The following is a 16,842-nucleotide window of genomic DNA, read 5'->3' on the forward strand; positions in this document are numbered from 1 at the left end:
GGGTCCTCACATCACACAGTCAAGAGCTTTTTTGAGTTCTTCTTCATTTAGCGGTACAGTATGGTACTTCAGGTTATTTTCGATGAAAGGAACGCCGCATCCTTTAATTGTATCAGCGATGATGGCAATAGGTTTGTTCTTTACCGTTTTTATCTTTTTGAAGGTTGCAAGCAGATCCGGGATGTCATGACCGTTTACATTAAAAACAGACCAGCCGAATGCCTCCCATTTTGCTTTCAGGTCGCCAAGGGACATGACTTTTTCCGTAGGGCCGCTGATCTGGAGGTTGTTCTTATCGATAATCGCAATAAGATTGTCCAACTTGAAATGTGCAGCCGACATTGCAGCTTCCCAGACAATGCCTTCCTGACACTCGCCATCTCCCAACAAGACGAAAACCCGGTATTTCCGCTTGTCCATTTTTCCTGCCAGTGCGATGCCAACTGCCGTAGATATCCCTTGACCCAACGAACCGGATGAAGTATCAAGTCCAGGTAACCGATGCATTACCGGATGTCCCTGAAGTCGTGACCCGCATCTTCGTAATGTTTTGAGTTCATCAACAGGGAAATATCCGGTTTCTGCCATTATCGCATACAATGCGGGTGCTGCATGGCCTTTGGATAAAACAAACCGGTCGCGGTTAGGGTCTTCCGGGTTAGTTACATTAATGCGGATCTCGGAAAAATAAAGCGACACCAATATTTCAACCGTAGATAACGAGCTCATGTAGTGCCCACCGCCAGCTTCAGCGGTCATAAGAAGAATCTCCTTTCGAAGTTTCTTTGCAATGTTATTTAATTTTTCAATGTCATCGGGTTTCAAGATAGTGCACCTTCAGGTTTTTCCTGCAATCGCATATATCGTATCACAAAGGAATTTTTCTTTTAAATTTTTTTCATACTCATCAATAAGAGATTGTGAAAAGATCGAGTTAAAATGCCCCTGGCCCCCAGGTTTACCAGTGAGCATCCAGTACATATGATTTGATAAATCATACCTTTGTAAGGGGTAAATATCGCACTGATATCCTGCTCTTTCTAATACAATCTTCAAGGTAGATTTCGAGAAGTAATAGTTATGAGCAATTTCAAAATAAAAATCAAGGTGACTCTCGATTTTATAAACCGAAACCAAGATGTCATCAACATTTGGAACTTCAATGATAAGTTTTCCTCTTTGAGATAGTTTTTTCTTAACTTCTATGAGAAAATTAACAGGATCATCAATATGTTCGAGAACATGAAACATAAAAATGAGATCATAAGAATTGTCCGGGATTTTATCTAAAGACTCCTTTACATCTAATCCTTGACTCCTTGCGTACTCAACATATTCGGTAGTTAACTCCAGACCGGTCACGCTTTTAACATGACTCTTGACTTCGAAAAGGAAATACCCGGATGCACAACCAATCTCCAAAAGACGGGAGTTTTTCGAATATAATTCCTTGAACCTTAAAACACGCTTTTTTGCTTCAGGCAAACTGTTTTGCCAAAGTGCATCTGCTTTCTGGTTATCGTAACTAGATCGATATGTAATTTCATAAAATTTTTTTTCTTCCTCGGGCGTCATTTTTGGATATAAAAAAACAAATCCGCAGTTTTCGCATCGATATGGTCGAGGGGAAAGATTATATCTAACGGTATTATGTATCTGACTGCATTTCGTATTGCCACAAAGATAACACGTAATTTCTCGCATAATTAATTAACACACTCCTCCCAAAAAATCGGACAAATAATCATGCCATTCCTGTTTTGAGAATAGCCCTTGAAAGAGGTATCTTCAGATAACTCCTGAATTTCAAATTGTGCTATATCCGAAAATTCCTCAAATGCACTAACATTAATTTTTCCCGTTCCCACGGATACCGTGTAATAGCCGGCCTTTAGAATCTTCCGAGGTATTTTCGCAATAATAGTATGAATTCCCGGTGATCTTTTATCTAAATTTTGGAGAATATAGTCCGTATCAAAAGAACATGCCAATTCGATACCATTCCGACTTAATGAGAGCATAATATTTGTGCCAATCGTCGGAGTATTAACTTGATATACTATTTTTATTGTAACAGTGTCAGAAATATCAAAGAATTCCGTAGGCTCTCCCTCATTATTGATAACAGACAAAGCTAAAATTTGTAATGGTTTGTTTTCATCATACCGAAAAGTCCTTTGTAATTTTTTTGTATCATTTATCCCTTTTAAATACGTATCAACAGCAAATTTAGCTTGCCCTTCAAATGTTTTTATACCAGACGTTAAAACGATCCCTCGTGAACACAATTCTCCTATAGCACCCATGTTATGGCTCACGAAGAGCACGGTTCTCCCCTCTTTTGCCACTTCCCCCATTTTCCCTAAACATTTCTTCTGGAATGCCGCATCTCCAACGGCAAGTACCTCATCAACAAGCAGGATCTCCGGCTCTAAATGAGCCGCCACCGCAAACGCAAGCCGGACATACATACCGCTTGAATACCGCTTCACCGGGGTGTCAAGGAATTTTTCAATTTCAGAAAATTTTACTATATCATCGAGCTTGGCATCGATCTCCCGCCGCTTCATCCCAAGGATCGAACCGGATAAATAGATATTCTCCCGGCCGGTAAGCTCCGGATGGAATCCAGTCCCTACTTCCAGCAACGAACCAACCCGCCCGTGAAGTTCAACGGTACCTTCAGTGGGCGAAGTAATCCTTGACAGGATTTTCAGCAGCGTCGATTTCCCGGCTCCGTTCCGCCCGATGATCCCGACAACCTCGCCCTGCTCCACGTCAAATGATACATCCTTCAAAGCCCAGAACCCTTCCACCGGCGGTGTCTTGTGGAATACCTTCAGTGGTGCCTTGAGGGAATTGACAATCGCATCGCGGAGCGTATGATACGGTTCCTGCGGTCCGCCGAGTTTGTATTGCTTGCTTAAGTGGCTGACACGGATGGCGGGATGGTTGGAAGACATGAGATGAGTGTTCCTGGTATTCTATAATGGTATGCGATAATGACGAATTAAAGTTTCATCTAGTGATTTTTAAACGCTGTGCAGGAATCGGAGGAATTTTATGAGTATCGGGATACTGTTTGCATTTATCACTCCAATTTCCAGTTTCATCGCGCCTGTGAGAGCACAACTCACTGCCATGATCCATAATCTGTTCACGAAGCAGACATATCGATCCATATTTCTGAATTGCTCGTTCGACAACGGTTATGTATTTTCCGTGGGGATGGTAGCAAATTCATCGATTGCCTGGATCTTTCGTAAAGAGTCCCCCAGAACCGTACCGATCCTCAAGTCCGCTGAATACATCTTCATGCCAGTCATTATGTCCGGCTGACATGCTGTGAGTTCGTTTGTCGCGCACTCATTTCCGCTGCTTTTGCGTTGCGTGCTATTTCAGCGCTGGCGAGTCACCGGGACCCCCGACCCGGACTCACAACCCCCCGTCGTAGAAATCCGTCCCCGAATTCTCGTTTTCCAACAAAACCGGGCCTGAAAAATCGCCCGTTTCCGACCCCCTCATTGGCGGGCCGCCAAGGCCCTTTTCTTGGCAGATCTCATGCCAACCGACCCAATGTATGCCCCAAACCAAAACTCACCCAGATCATAGGGTCAAAATCGAGGCGCGATATCAGGGTATTTTCTCAAAAAAACCTCATATTGGGGACTTTCAAATCATACCCAAATCCGGGCGTTTTACGGGGTTTTCCGGGGAGTGAATCGGACAATCGGAGCCCAAAACGGGCTTGTTTTTCCAGTGATGACATCCCCGTATGGGTTCAAAACAAGGCTGGATTTGGGGAGTATCAAGAGAGACCCCCAAGGAAAAAAAGAGAAACGATCCGGGTGTGGCGGATGTCCCGGCCAGAACGAATGATCGTTCAACTTTTTTTTGTCCGGTATTTTTTTTATGATACCGCGAAATTTCCCGGAACACGCACGATACTCCACTAAATAAAAAGATTCAGGAAACGGACCGGATCCATTCAATAGTTCGCGCAAGCCCGGTATCCAGCGAAGCCTTTGGCTGCCACCCAAGGATTTTCTTTGCGCGGGTAACATCCGGCCTGCGCCTAAGGGGATCATCTTCAGGCAGCGGATGAAACGAAAGCGATGAGTGTGATCCGGTAAGAGCAATCACTTTTTTTGCCAGTTCGAGCACGGTGATCTCATTCACATTCCCGATATTAATTACCTGACCTTCCGCCGCATCGAGTGCCGCAAGCCGGAGAAGCCCTTCGATCTGGTCGGTCACGTAGGTAAAACTCCGGGTCTGCGAACCATCGCCAAAAACCGTAAGCGTTTTGCCGGTCAGTGCCTGATCGATAAACCGGGGAATGACCCTGCCGTAAATACCATCGGTACGGATGCGGGGACCGTAGGTATTGAAGATCCGGGCAATGCGGGTATTGAGATGGTGCTGCCTTCGGAATGCGATCACGTATGCTTCACCGCATCGCTTGGCTTCATCATAACATCCACGTGGGCCAATTGGATTTACATTCCCGTGATAAGTTTCCGGTGTCGGCACAATATCGGGGTTCCCGTACACCTCGCTTGTTGAAGTGTAGACGAACCGCGCATGGTGCTTTTTTGCGATGCCAAGTGCGACAAGCACCCCCATCGTATTCGCCTTGAGGATCTGAATCGGGTAGTGCTCAAACTCAAACGGCGACGCACGGCTTGCCATGTGGAAGACATAGTCCAAGGGAGTGTCAATTGGAAGCGGTGTTGAAATATTGTGCTCGATAAACCGGAACCGCTCGTTATCCATGAGGGATTGTATGTTTGCTTTCTGTCCGCTCGCAAAATTGTCGATGCAGGTGACATATGCACCGGAGTTTATCAGGGTCTCGCACATCTAGGAGCCGAGAAAACCCGCACCCCCGGTGACAAGCACCCGTTTGTCTTCAAACGAGATGTCGCCAAGGTTTTTCTGTATCACACTGAGTTCTTCCTGTGGGTCAAAGGTCATGGTGAATCACTTTTTTAAAAGTTGGGATAAGAACGGTCGGAGTTCCGCAGCAAACTCCTCGCGTTCGAGCGTGAGTTCGATGCTGGATTTCATCCAGCCAAGTTTGTCACCGATATCGTAGCGCCGGCAGTTGGTGACAAGACCCAGGGGTTTATCCAGTTTTCGGAGTGCATCAGTGAGCTGGATCTCCCCCCCAACACCCGGAGTTCCCTCATGCAGCAGCGGGAAGATATCCGGTGTCAGGATATATCTCCCAATCGCGCCGAGATTTGAGGGGGCATTTTCCGGCGCCGGCTTTTCTATGATGTCATTAATCTCATAGATGCCTTTCGCGATCTCCCGGCCATCGATAATCCCGTAATCCTTAATCTTGTTCTTCAGTACCGGTTCCACCGCAATAATCGATCGTTGATAGTGATCATAGGCATCTATCATCTGGCGGGTGCAGGGACTCACATTTTTTGGCGAGAGACAGATCGTGTCACCAAGCAGTACGGCAAACGGTTCGTTATCGCAGTGCTTCTCGGCATGAAGCACGGCATCACCAAGACCCCTCTGCTCCCGCTGGCGAATGAAATGGATATCCGGGAAATCCGAGAGCGATTTGAGGGCTTCAGAAAATTGGTTTTTTTCATAGTTGTTGAACTTGGATTCGAGCTCAAAGCACCGGTCGAAGTGATCCTCAATGGCACGCTTGTTCCTACCCGTGATGATGAGGATATCCTCAACCCCGGACTGGATCGCCTCCTCAACAACGTACTGGATTACCGGTTTATCCACAACCGGAAGCATCTCCTTTGGCTGGGCTTTTGTTATGGGTAAAAATCGTGTGCCCATACCAGCTGCGGGAATGACTACTTTGCGTACGCTCTGGCTACTTTTCATCTCAATCTCCCGCGCGTAATTACCAGACTATCTTGTTGTGTTACCAGCATATGCCCTCAACCCCGTTACGGGATAGAATTCTTCGCCCCTCAATAATGATCGGATGCGCCATCAGGTCAAATTCCTTATCGAGCCGGGAAAACTCCGGCCACTCGGTCATCACCAGGCACCCATCGGCCCCCCGGAGCGCATCAGCAGCAGATGATGCATACTCAATAGAGGGAAACACATTCTGCATCACGGGACCAGCCATGGGATCATAGGCTGCAACATGCGCGCCTTTATCGAGGAGATCCTGGATCACCGGGATCGCACGGGAATCCCGGATATCATCGGTATTATCCTTGAACGCAAGCCCGAGAACGGCAATGCGCTTGCCAAATACACTACCCAACCGGTTTTCAAGATATACAACCATCCGATGCGGCTGCCGCTCGTTGACATCTAGAACGGATCGTAGCAGAATCAGATCTTCACCAGCATCTTTTGCAAGGGAAACAAGGGCCGAAACATCCTTTGGAAAACAGCTCCCACCAAAACCGGCTCCAGCATTGAGGAAGAGCGGCCCGATACGGGGATCGAGTCCCACTCCTTTCATCACTTCATATACATCGATACCCAGGTTTTTACAGATATTCCCGATTTCATTGGAGAACGAAATCTTGGTGGCAAGAAATGCATTTGAGGTATACTTGATCATCTCTGCCGCAGTGAGACCCGTTCTAAGGACCGGTGCCTCGATATCCTGATACACTTCAGCTACCCGGTTGCCTGCACGTGGATCACTGCTGCCAATCACGATGCGATCCGGGTGCAGGAAATCCTCAACGGCCCGGCCCTCACGGAGAAACTCGGGATTCATTGCAAAACCGATCTCTTCTTCGGTTTTACCGGCTGCCCGAAGAACCGCAGGCCGTACAATTTTTTCCGTGGTGCCCGGGGGAACCGTACTTTTTACAACGACAACGCAATAAGCAGAGGTGTTTTTTAATGATTCGCCGATGGACGTGCTCGCGGATTCTATATACGAAAGGTTCGCGCTGCCATCCGGTTTTGGCGGAGTGCCTACACTGATAAAGACAATTTCCGCTGATGTAACAGATTCATACCCGGTACTCGCGTGGATTCTTTTGCCGGCATTCTGTTTGAGCAGGTTCTCCAGACCGTTTTCAAAGATCGGGGGCATCCCTTTGTTGATCGCCCGGACTTTCTCCGGGTCTATCTCAATGAGGGTTACATCGTGCCCGAGTTTCGCAAAACACGTTCCGGTTACGAGACCGACATAGCCCCCGCCGACAATAGAGATTTTCATAGAAATTCAGTTCCCCTGATTCCCTTGTGATCCAGCACCATTATTCCCGATGAACCTGACAACCTTGCCCTGCTCCACATTAAAAAACACATTCTTCAGCGCCCAGAATTCTTCCACCGGTGGCTCCTTATGGAATACCTTCATCGGTGCCTTTAGAGAATTTACAATACCATCGCGGAGCGTATGATACAGTTCCTGAGGTCTGCCAAATTTGTATTGCTTGCTTAAGTGGCTGACGCGGATGGCGGGAGGGTTGGAGGACATAAGGATGAGAGTTCCTGTGATTCTATTAATGGTATGCGATAATCATGAATTAAAGTTTCATCTCCTAAAGGGGGCATAGTAAATAATTGCAGGTGGTACAAGACTCATACCGATTTATAAAAGATTCCCCCTTTGCTTCAGTCACGCAGATATATCAAAAGGATCAACGCGATATGTGCCTGACGACCGGGAACTGCCCGGGGGATGACCAAGCGCAAAAACTCTTCCTCTGATCGTACCAGCGGATAGCGGATGCTTTCGCTCCCCCGGGAAACGCCCGGCATATGGCAGGAAAAAACCGTGACACCAGAAAAAAAGACACAAATCAGCCGGGACTCGGACAGGGACACAGGTGGACGATCAAACCTGAGTGCTATGCAGGTCCAGAATATTACAAATGACCATCGGTTAGAATGTACAGCGAAATACCGGCAGACGGTAGTACAGCGACAAGATCACAGACCGGGATCGGCAAATTCCCCTTGGGAAAAACCGGCACCGGATCTTGCGGCAGGTGATGCCGGATGACCCGGGGATACCGGTCGGTCGTTGTGATCGGCGGGGTAAAGCAAAAATCGGCGGCATGGGGATTTGATCTCGTCACTATAGAAACGAGAGAAAAAATCCCGGTCGATTTCGCGATCGATGCCCAGGGCTGCATCAGCCTTATCCGGAGTAGGAGACTGAAATATCCGCACTATAGGATCGCGGAAATCCAGAGAGAGTGTACACCGGAAATCCGGGAACCAAAAACCCTGCCGGTTCCGGAGGAGATCTCCGCCCGTTCCGGCTTCACCCAAACATACGGATCGTTACCGGTAAAAGAAGGAGGAGATTCCCATGAGCCGGGGCCGGCACCCGGATTTAGGGAGGGGAATTGCAGAACCGGTTGCACGACGCCGGGGCACGGTCCACATGATCGAGCCGGGACCGGATACCCTGTTCGACCTTATTATCACAAGCCCGGGAACATTTGCTGCGGTAATAATACGGAGAGCACAGCGGCTCTGCGCGCCGTTGCCGGACCTTGTAGCGGAATCCGGCGACCTGGTCTGCCTGGTCCGACAGCTGCCATGCGGGGGACAGGTCTCGCGGGAGATCTGGTGGTACAACCGGAACGGGCGATGGCGATTCTTCCGCATCGATGAGACTGATATTGTGGAACTGTCAGCAGACGGCACACCCCATACACCCGATCCCAAGAATGCCGTAAAACCAGATGGGGAGGGAGCCGGGATAGTGACACCTTCGATCTCACCACCCGGGAAGGTACCGGTCGGAGAGCACGAGGGGGATCACCCTGCGTTATCATGATCTGAGACCGGGTATTCCGGGCCCGTTTTAAGGCCAGATCACCTTACTTTTTCAACCGGGAAGCATTCATGAGCCCAAAATACGCACGAATTCAGGTTATAAAAGACATTTTCACGACGAAGCGGCTGAGCACCCAATAGCACTGTTCCAGCACCCGGGTTTTTCGGAAAGGTGCTGGCGGACGTGGATCCAACAGAACGCTGATATGAGGCTCCGGTGAGCATAGGAGAGATTTTACCTCGGAGATTTTTATGGTGTACTGGCGGGCATCTGCTCTGGATCCATGATCAGACCGGGTATTCCGTGCCCGTTTTGAGGCCCGATTACCTCATTTTTTCAACCGGGAGGCACTCATGTGCTCAAAACAGGCAGGAATTCAGGTTATAAAAGGCATTTTCACGTCGGAGTGGCTGTGCACCTAATAGCACTGTTCCAGCAACCGGATTTTCCCGGAAGGCGGGACCAGACGTGGGTCTGACAGAACGCGAATATGATGATTCGGCCTGGGATCCCAGATCCGGGGGATCAGTCCCAAAATGTGCTGCCGCACCAGAAAGGGACACCCTCCTGAAATAAACTGCCGTGACGTGGAGGGGCCTTCGGGGTGGGGAACCCTCCTTCGGCTCTTCGAAGCAGTGGTGTACAAGGATATTATCCGGCGCTACCAAGTCAGGTCTCCTCAAGGGTTGGGTGATCTTGCCCAGTACCTCTGTTCCAACGTTGCGGGAGAATATTCTGTGCACTGCCTTACACAGGTAACCGAATGCAAAAGCGACCAGACTGTACGAAAATATCTTGATTATCTCGAAGAGGCATTTCTCTTTTTTTCCGTCTCGAGATTCTCGTACAAAGTAAAGGAACAGGTGATTACAAACCGGAAATGCTATTGTATCGATGACGGATTTGTCATGGCCAAGGGCTTCCGGTTTTCCCATAATGACGGGCACCTTATGGAAAACCTGGTAGCAATTGCACTCCACAAACTCGAACTGGCAGGCACAATGAATCTCTATTACTGGAAGAATGCAAACCAGCAGGAAGTTGATTTTGTTCTCCATAAGAGCGGGAAGGTGGTCGCACTGATCTAGGTCTGTACCGATCTGACGGACGAAAAGACACGACACCGTGAGGAGAACGCGCTTTTGATCGCAGGCCGGGATTGCGCCTGCAAAAAACGTATTATCCTGACCATGGACGATGACCAGACAAAGACTGAAGAATGGTTCGGCATTAAGGGTGACATCCAGTACATCCCCCTCTGGAAATGGTTGCAGCGGCCGGACATTCCCGGCACCTGATTCCTGCTTTTTTTTCAAGGGAGACCAGAAGAGATCTTTTTTTAATTCCCCATCATGACTGATCCGGGATTCCCGAATTCCTCGTTTATCATCAAAATTCTAAAAAAAACCTGTACCCGACACCAGTTACTCATTCTCCAGTTCTGGTGAAATCCTCATATTAGTTCTTATACCGATACAAACTTTTATTTGGGAGATATGTATGATATAATGCAGGACACATCAGATGTCATAAAAGGAGATCTCATATGAAATTTATTACAAGTCGCGAGATACGCTCAAATCCTGCACGCCTCTGGGAAGGACCGGGTAGTGACGAATCCGTGATCACTGTAAACGGAAAACCCCGGGCCATTGTCATTGCTGCCGGAGCGGATGTTGAAGAGACACTGTCTGCAATCCGGAGGGGCCGTGCGGGTGCTGCACTGGAAAAGCTCCGTTTATACGCCCAAAAGAAAGGACTTAATGAACTTTCGGATGAGGACATAGCAGCCGAGATCCGCCAGTCACGTAAGGGGCGGTAACACGGGAGTACCGCATATCGTCCTTGATACCAATGTGCTTGTATCCGGGCTGCTCTCACCACTCGGCGCCCCGGCCCGGATTCTTGACCTCGTAATTAATGGTAATGTTATAATTATCCTCGATGTACGGATATATTCTGAATATGCTGATGTGATGGGAAGAGAAACGTTCTCGTTCCCGAAAGATGCGATACACGAAATTATCTCATTTATAAAAAAAGAAGGTCTCTTTATCTCGCCAGTACCATTGAACGTAACGGTTCCGGATCCCGGAGATCTTCCGTTTATTGAAGTATCGCACCATGCAAACGTGCCCGTCGTAACAGGAAACATCCGGCATTTCAGAGAATCGGGCGTGATGGTCATGACACCGGCCCAGTTCCTGTCAGAAATGAATAATCTATAAAAAGATTGTCGCTGTTTTAGTTGGGATTTAGTTGGGATTTAGTTGGGATTTTTTAATCACACAATATCCGCGTAGTACTGCTCCATCCTCCGGAAGTAAAACATCCCGGAGACAAGCAGCACGATGACCATACCCACCGAGACGAGCACCATCGCGCTTGGCGTACCGGAACCCAGAAGCGCCCAGCGGAACCCTTCGATCACGCCCGCCATAGGATTGAGGCCGTACCAGACCCGCAGCGATTCCGGCACAAGGCTTGATGCATATACAACCGGCGAGGCAAACATTCCAATCTGGATGAGGAATGGAACCGTGTACTGGAAATCCCGGTACTTGACGTTGAGCGCTGATAGCCAGAGCCCGACCCCAAGCGATGTTGCCAATGCAAGCAGGAGGAAGAGCGGAAGAAAGATGATGTTAAGCGTCGGTGCATAGCCGTAGTAGACCATCATCGCAATCAGGATGATAAAGGAGACCGCGAAATCCACGAGAGGCGAAATAATACTCGAAAGCGGCATTATCAGGCGCGGGAAGTACACTTTGGTCATAATGTTTGCATTCGTTACCATGCTTGTCGTGGACCGCGTCAACCCTTCGGCAAAGAGCGTCCAGGGGAGAAGCGCCGCCAGCACAAAGAGCGGATACGGCACCCCATCGGACGGGATCTTTGCAAGCCCTCCGAAAAAGACCGTGAAGATCACCATCGTTAAGAGCGGCTGGAGGACCGCCCATGCAATCCCGAGACCGGTCTGCTTGTACCGGAGTTTTATGTCGCGGAGCGTAAACGAGGTGACCAGTTCCCGGTATGCCCAGAGCTCATGCAGGTCGACCGGCACCCACTTCCGCGGCGGGCGGATGATGAGGGTCGGCACGGTGGATTCCTGAGTGGGAGGTGTCGAGACCATAAGAAGTTACCATCAAATTTGTTTTTGCATTACTTATAGTCTGGTGATTTGAAGAGGGATGCAGAATCCGCAAGCATTCATGTACTATGAGCTCAGCGGCGGTTGATCATATCTCGGAGATACAATAAAATCATCCCACAAAAACTCTTTCCTGCAGTGCACATGAAGGGGGGGAACTCACCCCAGGTTTTACCGGATTTCATGGTTTGAATGTAAATTTTTAGGGTCGGGTTTATACCGACAAAGAGTCCCTAATTCCCAAAATATCCCGCCATCCCGTGTTTACCAGATTAGCCAGAAAAAATTCCGTATAAATGTCGTGTGTAAAGGAGCCATCATTCAGCACACAAAAAGCAGATGTGTCATAGTCATGAGTTTGACCGGGGGGTTCCTGCATATCGGCAATTTCTCAGCAATGATCCCCGGCCTCATGGAACCTGCCGTGTTCAGTACGATGTGCTTCGTACCACGAGATCGTCCGCTTCAGACCTTCCTTAAACGGCATCTGGGCTTCAAACCCGAACTCAGCTCTGGCCCGGCTCACATCAAGAGACCGCTTGGGCTGGCCGTCGGGTTTTGAAGTATCCCACCGGATCTCTCCGGAAAACCCGGGTAACTCCTGAATAAGGGAGACCAGATCCCGGATCCTGATCTCCATCCCGGATCCAAGGTTCACCGGCTCTGATTTATTATACCGCTCTGCCGCAAGGACAAGCCCATGAGCGGCAGCATCGTCATACAAAAATTCCCGTGATGCAGCGCCCGTACCCCAGACATCAACCGATTGCTCGTTGTTGTGTTTTGCATCGATAAACCTTTTTATGAGTGCCGGAATGACATGTGAACTTGTCGGATCAAAATTGTCCCCGGGCCCGTACAGGTTGACCGGCAAAAGATAGATGGAGTTAAAACCGTACTGCTGCCGGTATGCCTGGGACTTGGACAAGCAGCATCTTTTTTACAAGCCCATAAGGGGCATATATCTCTTCCGGATACCCGTTCCAGAGGTTGTTTTCCTTAAATGGCACCGGGGTGAACCAGGGGTACGCACATATGGTCCCGACGATCACACACTTCCCAACATCCTCCTGTCGGGAGGCTTCGATCAACTGGATACCCATGATTGCATTCTCGTAGAAAAGCTGGGCGGGACAAGCCTGGTTGTATCCGATTCCGCCGACCCGTGCGGCAAGGTGGATAACGATATCCGAATCCTTTACCACACCGGCGCAGTTCTCCCAGACCCGCAGATCAATCTCATGGCTTTGGGGGATAGCAACATTTTCTTTTCCAACTCCTTTCTGCAGAAGCTCCTTAACTACCCGAGAGCCAAAGAACCCTGCCTCGCCAGTAATGAAGATTTTTTTGTCGGGGCCTTGTAGAATACTCTCATCGGCCGCCTTAAGGGAATTGAAAATCGCATCGCAGAGCGTATGATACGGTTCCTCGCGGTCCGCCAGGTTTGTATTGCTTGCTTAAGAGGTCGTTGCATAGACCTTTGCAATTCTACATTTGTGTAAATTGACCTTTAAAATATTGTTGAAAAGAGTTGATGGAACAAAAAAATGTAACCCCTCCTGATTGTATCTTCCGTTATAGGAGACGAAGGAATCAGCGACAGGCAAAAATTATTTCATGGCACCCGTCGTGGTGCTCACGGTTGTGATTTTTGCTGTTGTATCGCTGTTTCAACTAACCACCGGTTGCTGTGCGACCCCCGTAGTCGTGTCAACGGAGAGCGTCACTTTGCCGTAAGGGGCGATACTGTTGCTGCTGGTAAGTACCTTGCCATCCTTATAAATCGATACGGTAATCGCATGACTGGAGCCGTCCAGTTTCCAGAAGGAGGCCGTCACTGTACCTGTTGCTACAGCACCTGTTGCATCCATCACTGGCCGGATCCTCTCCCCGGAATTTGTTTCCGTCAGCTGGCTATCCGATATCCCGTATGTACCTTTCCATCCGCCGATGTAATTTACGTACACATAGACCCCGGTTTGTGGAATGGCAACCGGCGTATGTGTCGCTGCCACAACCGTGGTACTGGCACTGCTTGAGGATTTGGTGGTAACCGTGGGTGCAATAGGTGTTGTGGATGAAGCAGATCCGTTTGAACCGGGGAGTATATTCCCAAGTGATCCCATTTTCGGCAGGACAACGACCACTGCAACCACAGCGATAAGAATAATCACGATAATACCGGCCGCAAGTAAGATCTTCTTCTTGTTTGCGGGTTTTTTTGGTGGGGGTGAAACTGCGGTGGGCATAGATGAGGGAACAAGCGGGGTGGGGGGCAGGTCTTTTGGTGAGAAGAGCCGGGGTATAAACTGTTTCTTTTCCTGGGATGCAGCCGGGGGTACTGCTGTGGCGGAAGGTTGTTCCGTAACGAGAGGTGTTTGGGGGGCAGCCGGGGGTACTGCTGTGACGGAAGGTTGTTCCGTGACAACAGGTGTTTCGGTCGCAGCCTGTGCAGGAGGTTCGGGTTGTCTAACTTCAGGTACGGGGGGAACGGAGCGGAGGGGATCGCGGGGAACGATTAGGGGGGATTTCTCTATGAGGGGTTCGATAGACTGGATATCCCGATCGAGCGGGCGCTCTTTTGGTGCCGGGGATACGGGGATGGAGGGTGCTAGAGTCAAAACCGGTGCTTCTGGACTCTCACCCGGAAGTATAATCCGTGTACCGCACTTGTTGCAGAAACCGGAACCCTCCGGTACCTTCGTACCGCATCGGGTACAATAGATGCCAAATGCGCATTCGGACGCTGGTGAGGTGGCCGGTGGGGCCCGCCCGGGTTCCGGTGAATAGTCCACGATTTTTTTTGCTGTTGGAGATGACCCGGGGGTCTCTGATACAGGAGGCAGAACCGGATTCTGCTCAGTTGGCGGCATCTCTGATCCCGGGATAACCTTTCGGATCCCCTGCTCAAACGATGGGGTGAGATGTGCCCGGATCTGCCGGACCCATTCATCACGTTCCTTAATCCGGTTTCCACCGCCTTCACGGAAGAAGGTCAGCACCATCTGTCGTGTTCCCCCGGTCTTTGTGATGAGCCCCAGAGTGATTACCAGATCCCGGATTGCGTTCTCTCCTGAAGCCACGGACTGGATCGTAGCAAGCGGGATCTCTTTTGGGGTCAGGATATTTTTTTCCCTGTCAACGAGGATAATTCGTTTGTTGGTGAGTATTGCCTCAAACGAACCTGATTTTACATGGACACCCTGTGTCCGTATGAGAAACTGTTCGTCACCTTGTAATTCTGGATCATCCATACTACTCCCCCTCCCACTATACTTTCAACAGTGGGATGTCTGCCGAGAAAAAGATATTTGTCGGTATTCTCTTCCAGACTTGTGGTCAGAGGTATACATTATATTTACCGGGTAAATACCATCGAATCCGGAAAGGCACCGTTGTCGGAAAGTACTTCTTTAAGCGTTATAGATGCAAGCATTCGCATCTTTATAAGGGAGGATAATGAAACCCCGCATTCCTTTGCGAGAGGGTCATCGGGAGCACAGTCGCACAGTTCCCCGGACAATTCCTGGTCAAATATGTCTTTAATAATGTGATTCTGGACAAAGGTCAGTTCCGTCATCATCTTCTGATCGGGCATCCGTGCCGCAGCAAAGGAAAACCGGATGACATCTTCGAACTGGTGAGATTCTCCTTCCGCATTAAGCCGGATGATGCAGGAGATCTCAAACCGCTCGGTTTCCACTTTTTTAATAGCGGAATGTTCGATACTGAGCATCAGCACCCTTCCTGAAGGAATCAGATGGATGTGGTGATCCACATCAAGCATCGCAATACTACCTGCTGGCATTATTTTTCACCTTATGGGATGGTTCTTCTGTCAGGAATAAAGTGTTTGTGTAATCTTGTTGTTGGGAGATCCTGAATTTTTTTGATCCGCCCTGTGGGGAATTGTCCCCCTTTTAAAAAAAGAGAGCCACCCCCACCCTCGGCAAAGATGAGGGGGTAGCCCTCCCCGGCTCCATCAAAAACAAGCAATCCTTTCCTGTAAATTTCCGACGGCATTAATATTGTACTGGATATTTCTGCAAAGGGGGGTACCCCCTCTCCCAAAATGGAGAGGTACCCTGACCCCCCTCTTTTGGTTCAGGCTGGAGGGTGCCTCCTTCGTATAAAAAAGAGGTACCCCACTCATGATTCCCGTGGTTGCGAACTGGCACTCTCCCCGACAAGGATTTAATCTGATATTATCAATCGTACCTTATGTATACTGGATCTGCAATTCTCTGTGCAGTTCTTGCCGCAGTACTTGTCAGTGCAGGCTGTCTATCATCAATTTTCCCGGATCCCGTACCGGCACCGATCCCGACTCCGACACCGGTCCCGATACCAACGACAGAGAGCCCGGTTTCGACGGTATCAGTATCTCAGATGGCCCTTCAGCCATCCGATATCCCGTCTGATTACATCCTCAAATCACGGTCTGACCTCACGTACATGGAAATGAGCCCGATATCTCACGATTTAGGTTGGAGAGCCGGATATACGGTTACGTATTACCGAATAAACGAAGAAAAATATGACATGACCGGACTCCGACAGGTTATTTACCTCTACCCACTGGCAAACATGAAAAAGGTATATGATCTCAAAAAGGACTCCATTGACTCTTATAATCCCGAAACGACAACAATCTACGAACTTCCCTGCCCTAAAACAGGTGACCGGACGTTTGCGTACCGGATGACTGATAACTCCCGTTCCCCGTCGTTATCTACGTACTCGATTATCTTTACCAAAAAAGATGTCTACGAAGAACTGACCATGGGTGGCACAACGACGGATTTTGAAACCTTAAAGGCACTGGCACAGACTGCGGCAGACAAGATCCGGTAGTCTATCGTATTTATTAGCAGATGAACACTGATGATTTTCCGGTAGTATCTTACAACAGAGTATCCGAAGTCCCGATGGAGGTTGT

Annotated in this window: 20 protein-coding genes; 7 read left to right on the top strand and 13 right to left on the bottom strand. The window is 49.0% G+C overall.

The window, feature by feature from the left end:
* Positions 1-6: 6 nt before the first annotated feature.
* The 3 genes from WCX19_RS03060 to WCX19_RS03070 all read right to left on the bottom strand — a co-directional run bounded on the left by WCX19_RS03060 (position 7) and on the right by WCX19_RS03070 (position 2,963).
* Positions 7-825 (bottom strand): transketolase, encoded by an 819-nt coding sequence (locus tag WCX19_RS03060; protein ID WP_373004812.1) that lies wholly within the window; start codon positions 823-825, stop codon positions 7-9.
* 12 nt (positions 826-837) lie between these two features.
* On the bottom strand, positions 838-1,575 hold the full coding sequence (locus tag WCX19_RS03065; protein ID WP_373004815.1) for a class I SAM-dependent methyltransferase: 738 nt from the start codon (positions 1,573-1,575) through the stop codon (positions 838-840).
* A gap of 131 nt (positions 1,576-1,706) precedes the next feature.
* On the bottom strand, positions 1,707-2,963 hold the full coding sequence (locus WCX19_RS03070; RefSeq protein ID WP_373004818.1) for a polysaccharide ABC transporter ATP-binding protein: 1,257 nt from the start codon (positions 2,961-2,963) through the stop codon (positions 1,707-1,709).
* Positions 2,964-3,120: 157 nt separating this feature from the next.
* Here WCX19_RS03070 and WCX19_RS03075 point away from each other — a divergent pair, with 157 nt between their 5' ends.
* The gene (locus WCX19_RS03075) at positions 3,121-3,339 is read left to right on the top strand and encodes a hypothetical protein (RefSeq protein ID WP_373004822.1); all 219 of its coding nucleotides are present in this window, start codon (positions 3,121-3,123) and stop codon (positions 3,337-3,339) included.
* 627 nt (positions 3,340-3,966) lie between these two features.
* Here the strand turns inward: WCX19_RS03075 and WCX19_RS03080 are convergent.
* The 4 genes from WCX19_RS03080 to WCX19_RS03095 all read right to left on the bottom strand — a co-directional run bounded on the left by WCX19_RS03080 (position 3,967) and on the right by WCX19_RS03095 (position 7,438).
* The gene (locus WCX19_RS03080) at positions 3,967-4,863 is read right to left on the bottom strand and encodes an NAD-dependent epimerase/dehydratase family protein (RefSeq protein WP_373004825.1); all 897 of its coding nucleotides are present in this window, start codon (positions 4,861-4,863) and stop codon (positions 3,967-3,969) included.
* Positions 4,864-4,983: 120 nt separating this feature from the next.
* On the bottom strand, positions 4,984-5,862 hold the full coding sequence (galU, locus tag WCX19_RS03085) for a UTP--glucose-1-phosphate uridylyltransferase GalU (protein ID WP_373004827.1): 879 nt from the start codon (positions 5,860-5,862) through the stop codon (positions 4,984-4,986).
* A gap of 40 nt (positions 5,863-5,902) precedes the next feature.
* Positions 5,903-7,174, bottom strand: coding sequence for a UDP-glucose/GDP-mannose dehydrogenase family protein (locus tag WCX19_RS03090; RefSeq protein ID WP_373004830.1), 1,272 nt, complete (start codon positions 7,172-7,174; stop codon positions 5,903-5,905).
* 6 nt (positions 7,175-7,180) lie between these two features.
* Entirely contained in the window at positions 7,181-7,438 is a 258-nt protein-coding gene (locus WCX19_RS03095; RefSeq protein ID WP_373004833.1) for a hypothetical protein, read from the bottom strand.
* 840 nt (positions 7,439-8,278) lie between these two features.
* Here WCX19_RS03095 and WCX19_RS03100 point away from each other — a divergent pair.
* The 5 genes from WCX19_RS03100 (at position 8,279) to WCX19_RS03120 (ending at position 10,980) form a co-directional block, all read left to right on the top strand.
* Entirely contained in the window at positions 8,279-8,752 is a 474-nt protein-coding gene (locus WCX19_RS03100; protein ID WP_373004836.1) for a hypothetical protein, read from the top strand.
* A 587-nt stretch (positions 8,753-9,339) separates the two neighbouring features.
* The gene (locus WCX19_RS03105) at positions 9,340-9,840 is read left to right on the top strand and encodes an ATP-binding protein (RefSeq protein WP_373004839.1); all 501 of its coding nucleotides are present in this window, start codon (positions 9,340-9,342) and stop codon (positions 9,838-9,840) included.
* Between the two features lie 54 nt (positions 9,841-9,894).
* Complete coding sequence (locus WCX19_RS03110) at positions 9,895-10,050, top strand: hypothetical protein (protein ID WP_373004842.1); 156 nt, start codon at positions 9,895-9,897, stop codon at positions 10,048-10,050.
* A 248-nt stretch (positions 10,051-10,298) separates the two neighbouring features.
* Entirely contained in the window at positions 10,299-10,574 is a 276-nt protein-coding gene (locus WCX19_RS03115) for a hypothetical protein (protein WP_373004844.1), read from the top strand.
* 16 nt (positions 10,575-10,590) lie between these two features.
* Entirely contained in the window at positions 10,591-10,980 is a 390-nt protein-coding gene (locus WCX19_RS03120; protein WP_373004977.1) for a putative toxin-antitoxin system toxin component, PIN family, read from the top strand.
* A gap of 56 nt (positions 10,981-11,036) precedes the next feature.
* Here the strand turns inward: WCX19_RS03120 and WCX19_RS03125 are convergent, their stop codons facing one another.
* The 6 genes from WCX19_RS03125 to WCX19_RS03150 all read right to left on the bottom strand — a co-directional run bounded on the left by WCX19_RS03125 (position 11,037) and on the right by WCX19_RS03150 (position 15,974).
* Entirely contained in the window at positions 11,037-11,885 is an 849-nt protein-coding gene (locus WCX19_RS03125) for an ABC transporter permease (protein WP_373004847.1), read from the bottom strand.
* Between the two features lie 409 nt (positions 11,886-12,294).
* A complete protein-coding gene (locus tag WCX19_RS03130) occupies positions 12,295-12,831 on the bottom strand; it encodes an NAD-dependent epimerase/dehydratase family protein (protein WP_373004850.1) in 537 nt (178 codons plus the stop codon).
* Positions 12,791-13,345: an NAD-dependent epimerase/dehydratase family protein gene (locus WCX19_RS03135; RefSeq protein WP_373004979.1), complete on the bottom strand. Its 555-nt coding sequence runs from the start codon at positions 13,343-13,345 to the stop codon at positions 12,791-12,793. The genes WCX19_RS03130 and WCX19_RS03135 overlap by 41 nt, the downstream gene beginning before the upstream one ends.
* A 228-nt stretch (positions 13,346-13,573) precedes the next feature.
* Complete coding sequence (locus WCX19_RS03140; protein ID WP_373004852.1) at positions 13,574-15,157, bottom strand: zinc-ribbon domain-containing protein; 1,584 nt, start codon at positions 15,155-15,157, stop codon at positions 13,574-13,576.
* Positions 15,158-15,261: 104 nt separating this feature from the next.
* Complete coding sequence (locus WCX19_RS03145) at positions 15,262-15,711, bottom strand: hypothetical protein (RefSeq protein ID WP_373004854.1); 450 nt, start codon at positions 15,709-15,711, stop codon at positions 15,262-15,264.
* A gap of 11 nt (positions 15,712-15,722) precedes the next feature.
* Positions 15,723-15,974, bottom strand: coding sequence for a hypothetical protein (locus WCX19_RS03150; RefSeq protein WP_373004857.1), 252 nt, complete (start codon positions 15,972-15,974; stop codon positions 15,723-15,725).
* A gap of 150 nt (positions 15,975-16,124) precedes the next feature.
* Between WCX19_RS03150 and WCX19_RS03155 the strand changes: the two genes are divergently transcribed.
* The gene (locus tag WCX19_RS03155; RefSeq protein WP_373004860.1) at positions 16,125-16,757 is read left to right on the top strand and encodes a hypothetical protein; all 633 of its coding nucleotides are present in this window, start codon (positions 16,125-16,127) and stop codon (positions 16,755-16,757) included.
* Positions 16,758-16,842: the final 85 nt, after the last annotated feature.

Source organism: Methanoregula sp. (genome assembly GCF_041663825.1).
In the GTDB taxonomy this organism is placed as follows: Archaea; Halobacteriota; Methanomicrobia; order Methanomicrobiales; family Methanospirillaceae; genus Methanoregula.

Coding starts and splice junctions, on each gene's coding strand:
- WCX19_RS03070 (WP_373004818.1), bottom strand. CDS start 2,963: ATGTCTTCCAACCATCCCGCCATCCGTGTCAGCCACTTAAGCAAGCAA.
- WCX19_RS03125 (WP_373004847.1), bottom strand. CDS start 11,885: ATGGTCTCGACACCTCCCACTCAGGAATCCACCGTGCCGACCCTCATC.
- WCX19_RS03140 (WP_373004852.1), bottom strand. CDS start 15,157: ATGGATGATCCAGAATTACAAGGTGACGAACAGTTTCTCATACGGACA.
- WCX19_RS03155 (WP_373004860.1), top strand. CDS start 16,125: ATGTATACTGGATCTGCAATTCTCTGTGCAGTTCTTGCCGCAGTACTT.
- WCX19_RS03115 (WP_373004844.1), top strand. CDS start 10,299: ATGAAATTTATTACAAGTCGCGAGATACGCTCAAATCCTGCACGCCTC.
- WCX19_RS03065 (WP_373004815.1), bottom strand. CDS start 1,575: ATGACGCCCGAGGAAGAAAAAAAATTTTATGAAATTACATATCGATCT.
- WCX19_RS03095 (WP_373004833.1), bottom strand. CDS start 7,438: ATGTCCTCCAACCCTCCCGCCATCCGCGTCAGCCACTTAAGCAAGCAA.
- WCX19_RS03080 (WP_373004825.1), bottom strand. CDS start 4,863: ATGTGCGAGACCCTGATAAACTCCGGTGCATATGTCACCTGCATCGAC.
- WCX19_RS03090 (WP_373004830.1), bottom strand. CDS start 7,174: ATGAAAATCTCTATTGTCGGCGGGGGCTATGTCGGTCTCGTAACCGGA.
- WCX19_RS03145 (WP_373004854.1), bottom strand. CDS start 15,711: ATGCCAGCAGGTAGTATTGCGATGCTTGATGTGGATCACCACATCCAT.
- WCX19_RS03100 (WP_373004836.1), top strand. CDS start 8,279: ATGAGCCGGGGCCGGCACCCGGATTTAGGGAGGGGAATTGCAGAACCG.
- galU (WP_373004827.1), bottom strand. CDS start 5,862: ATGAAAAGTAGCCAGAGCGTACGCAAAGTAGTCATTCCCGCAGCTGGT.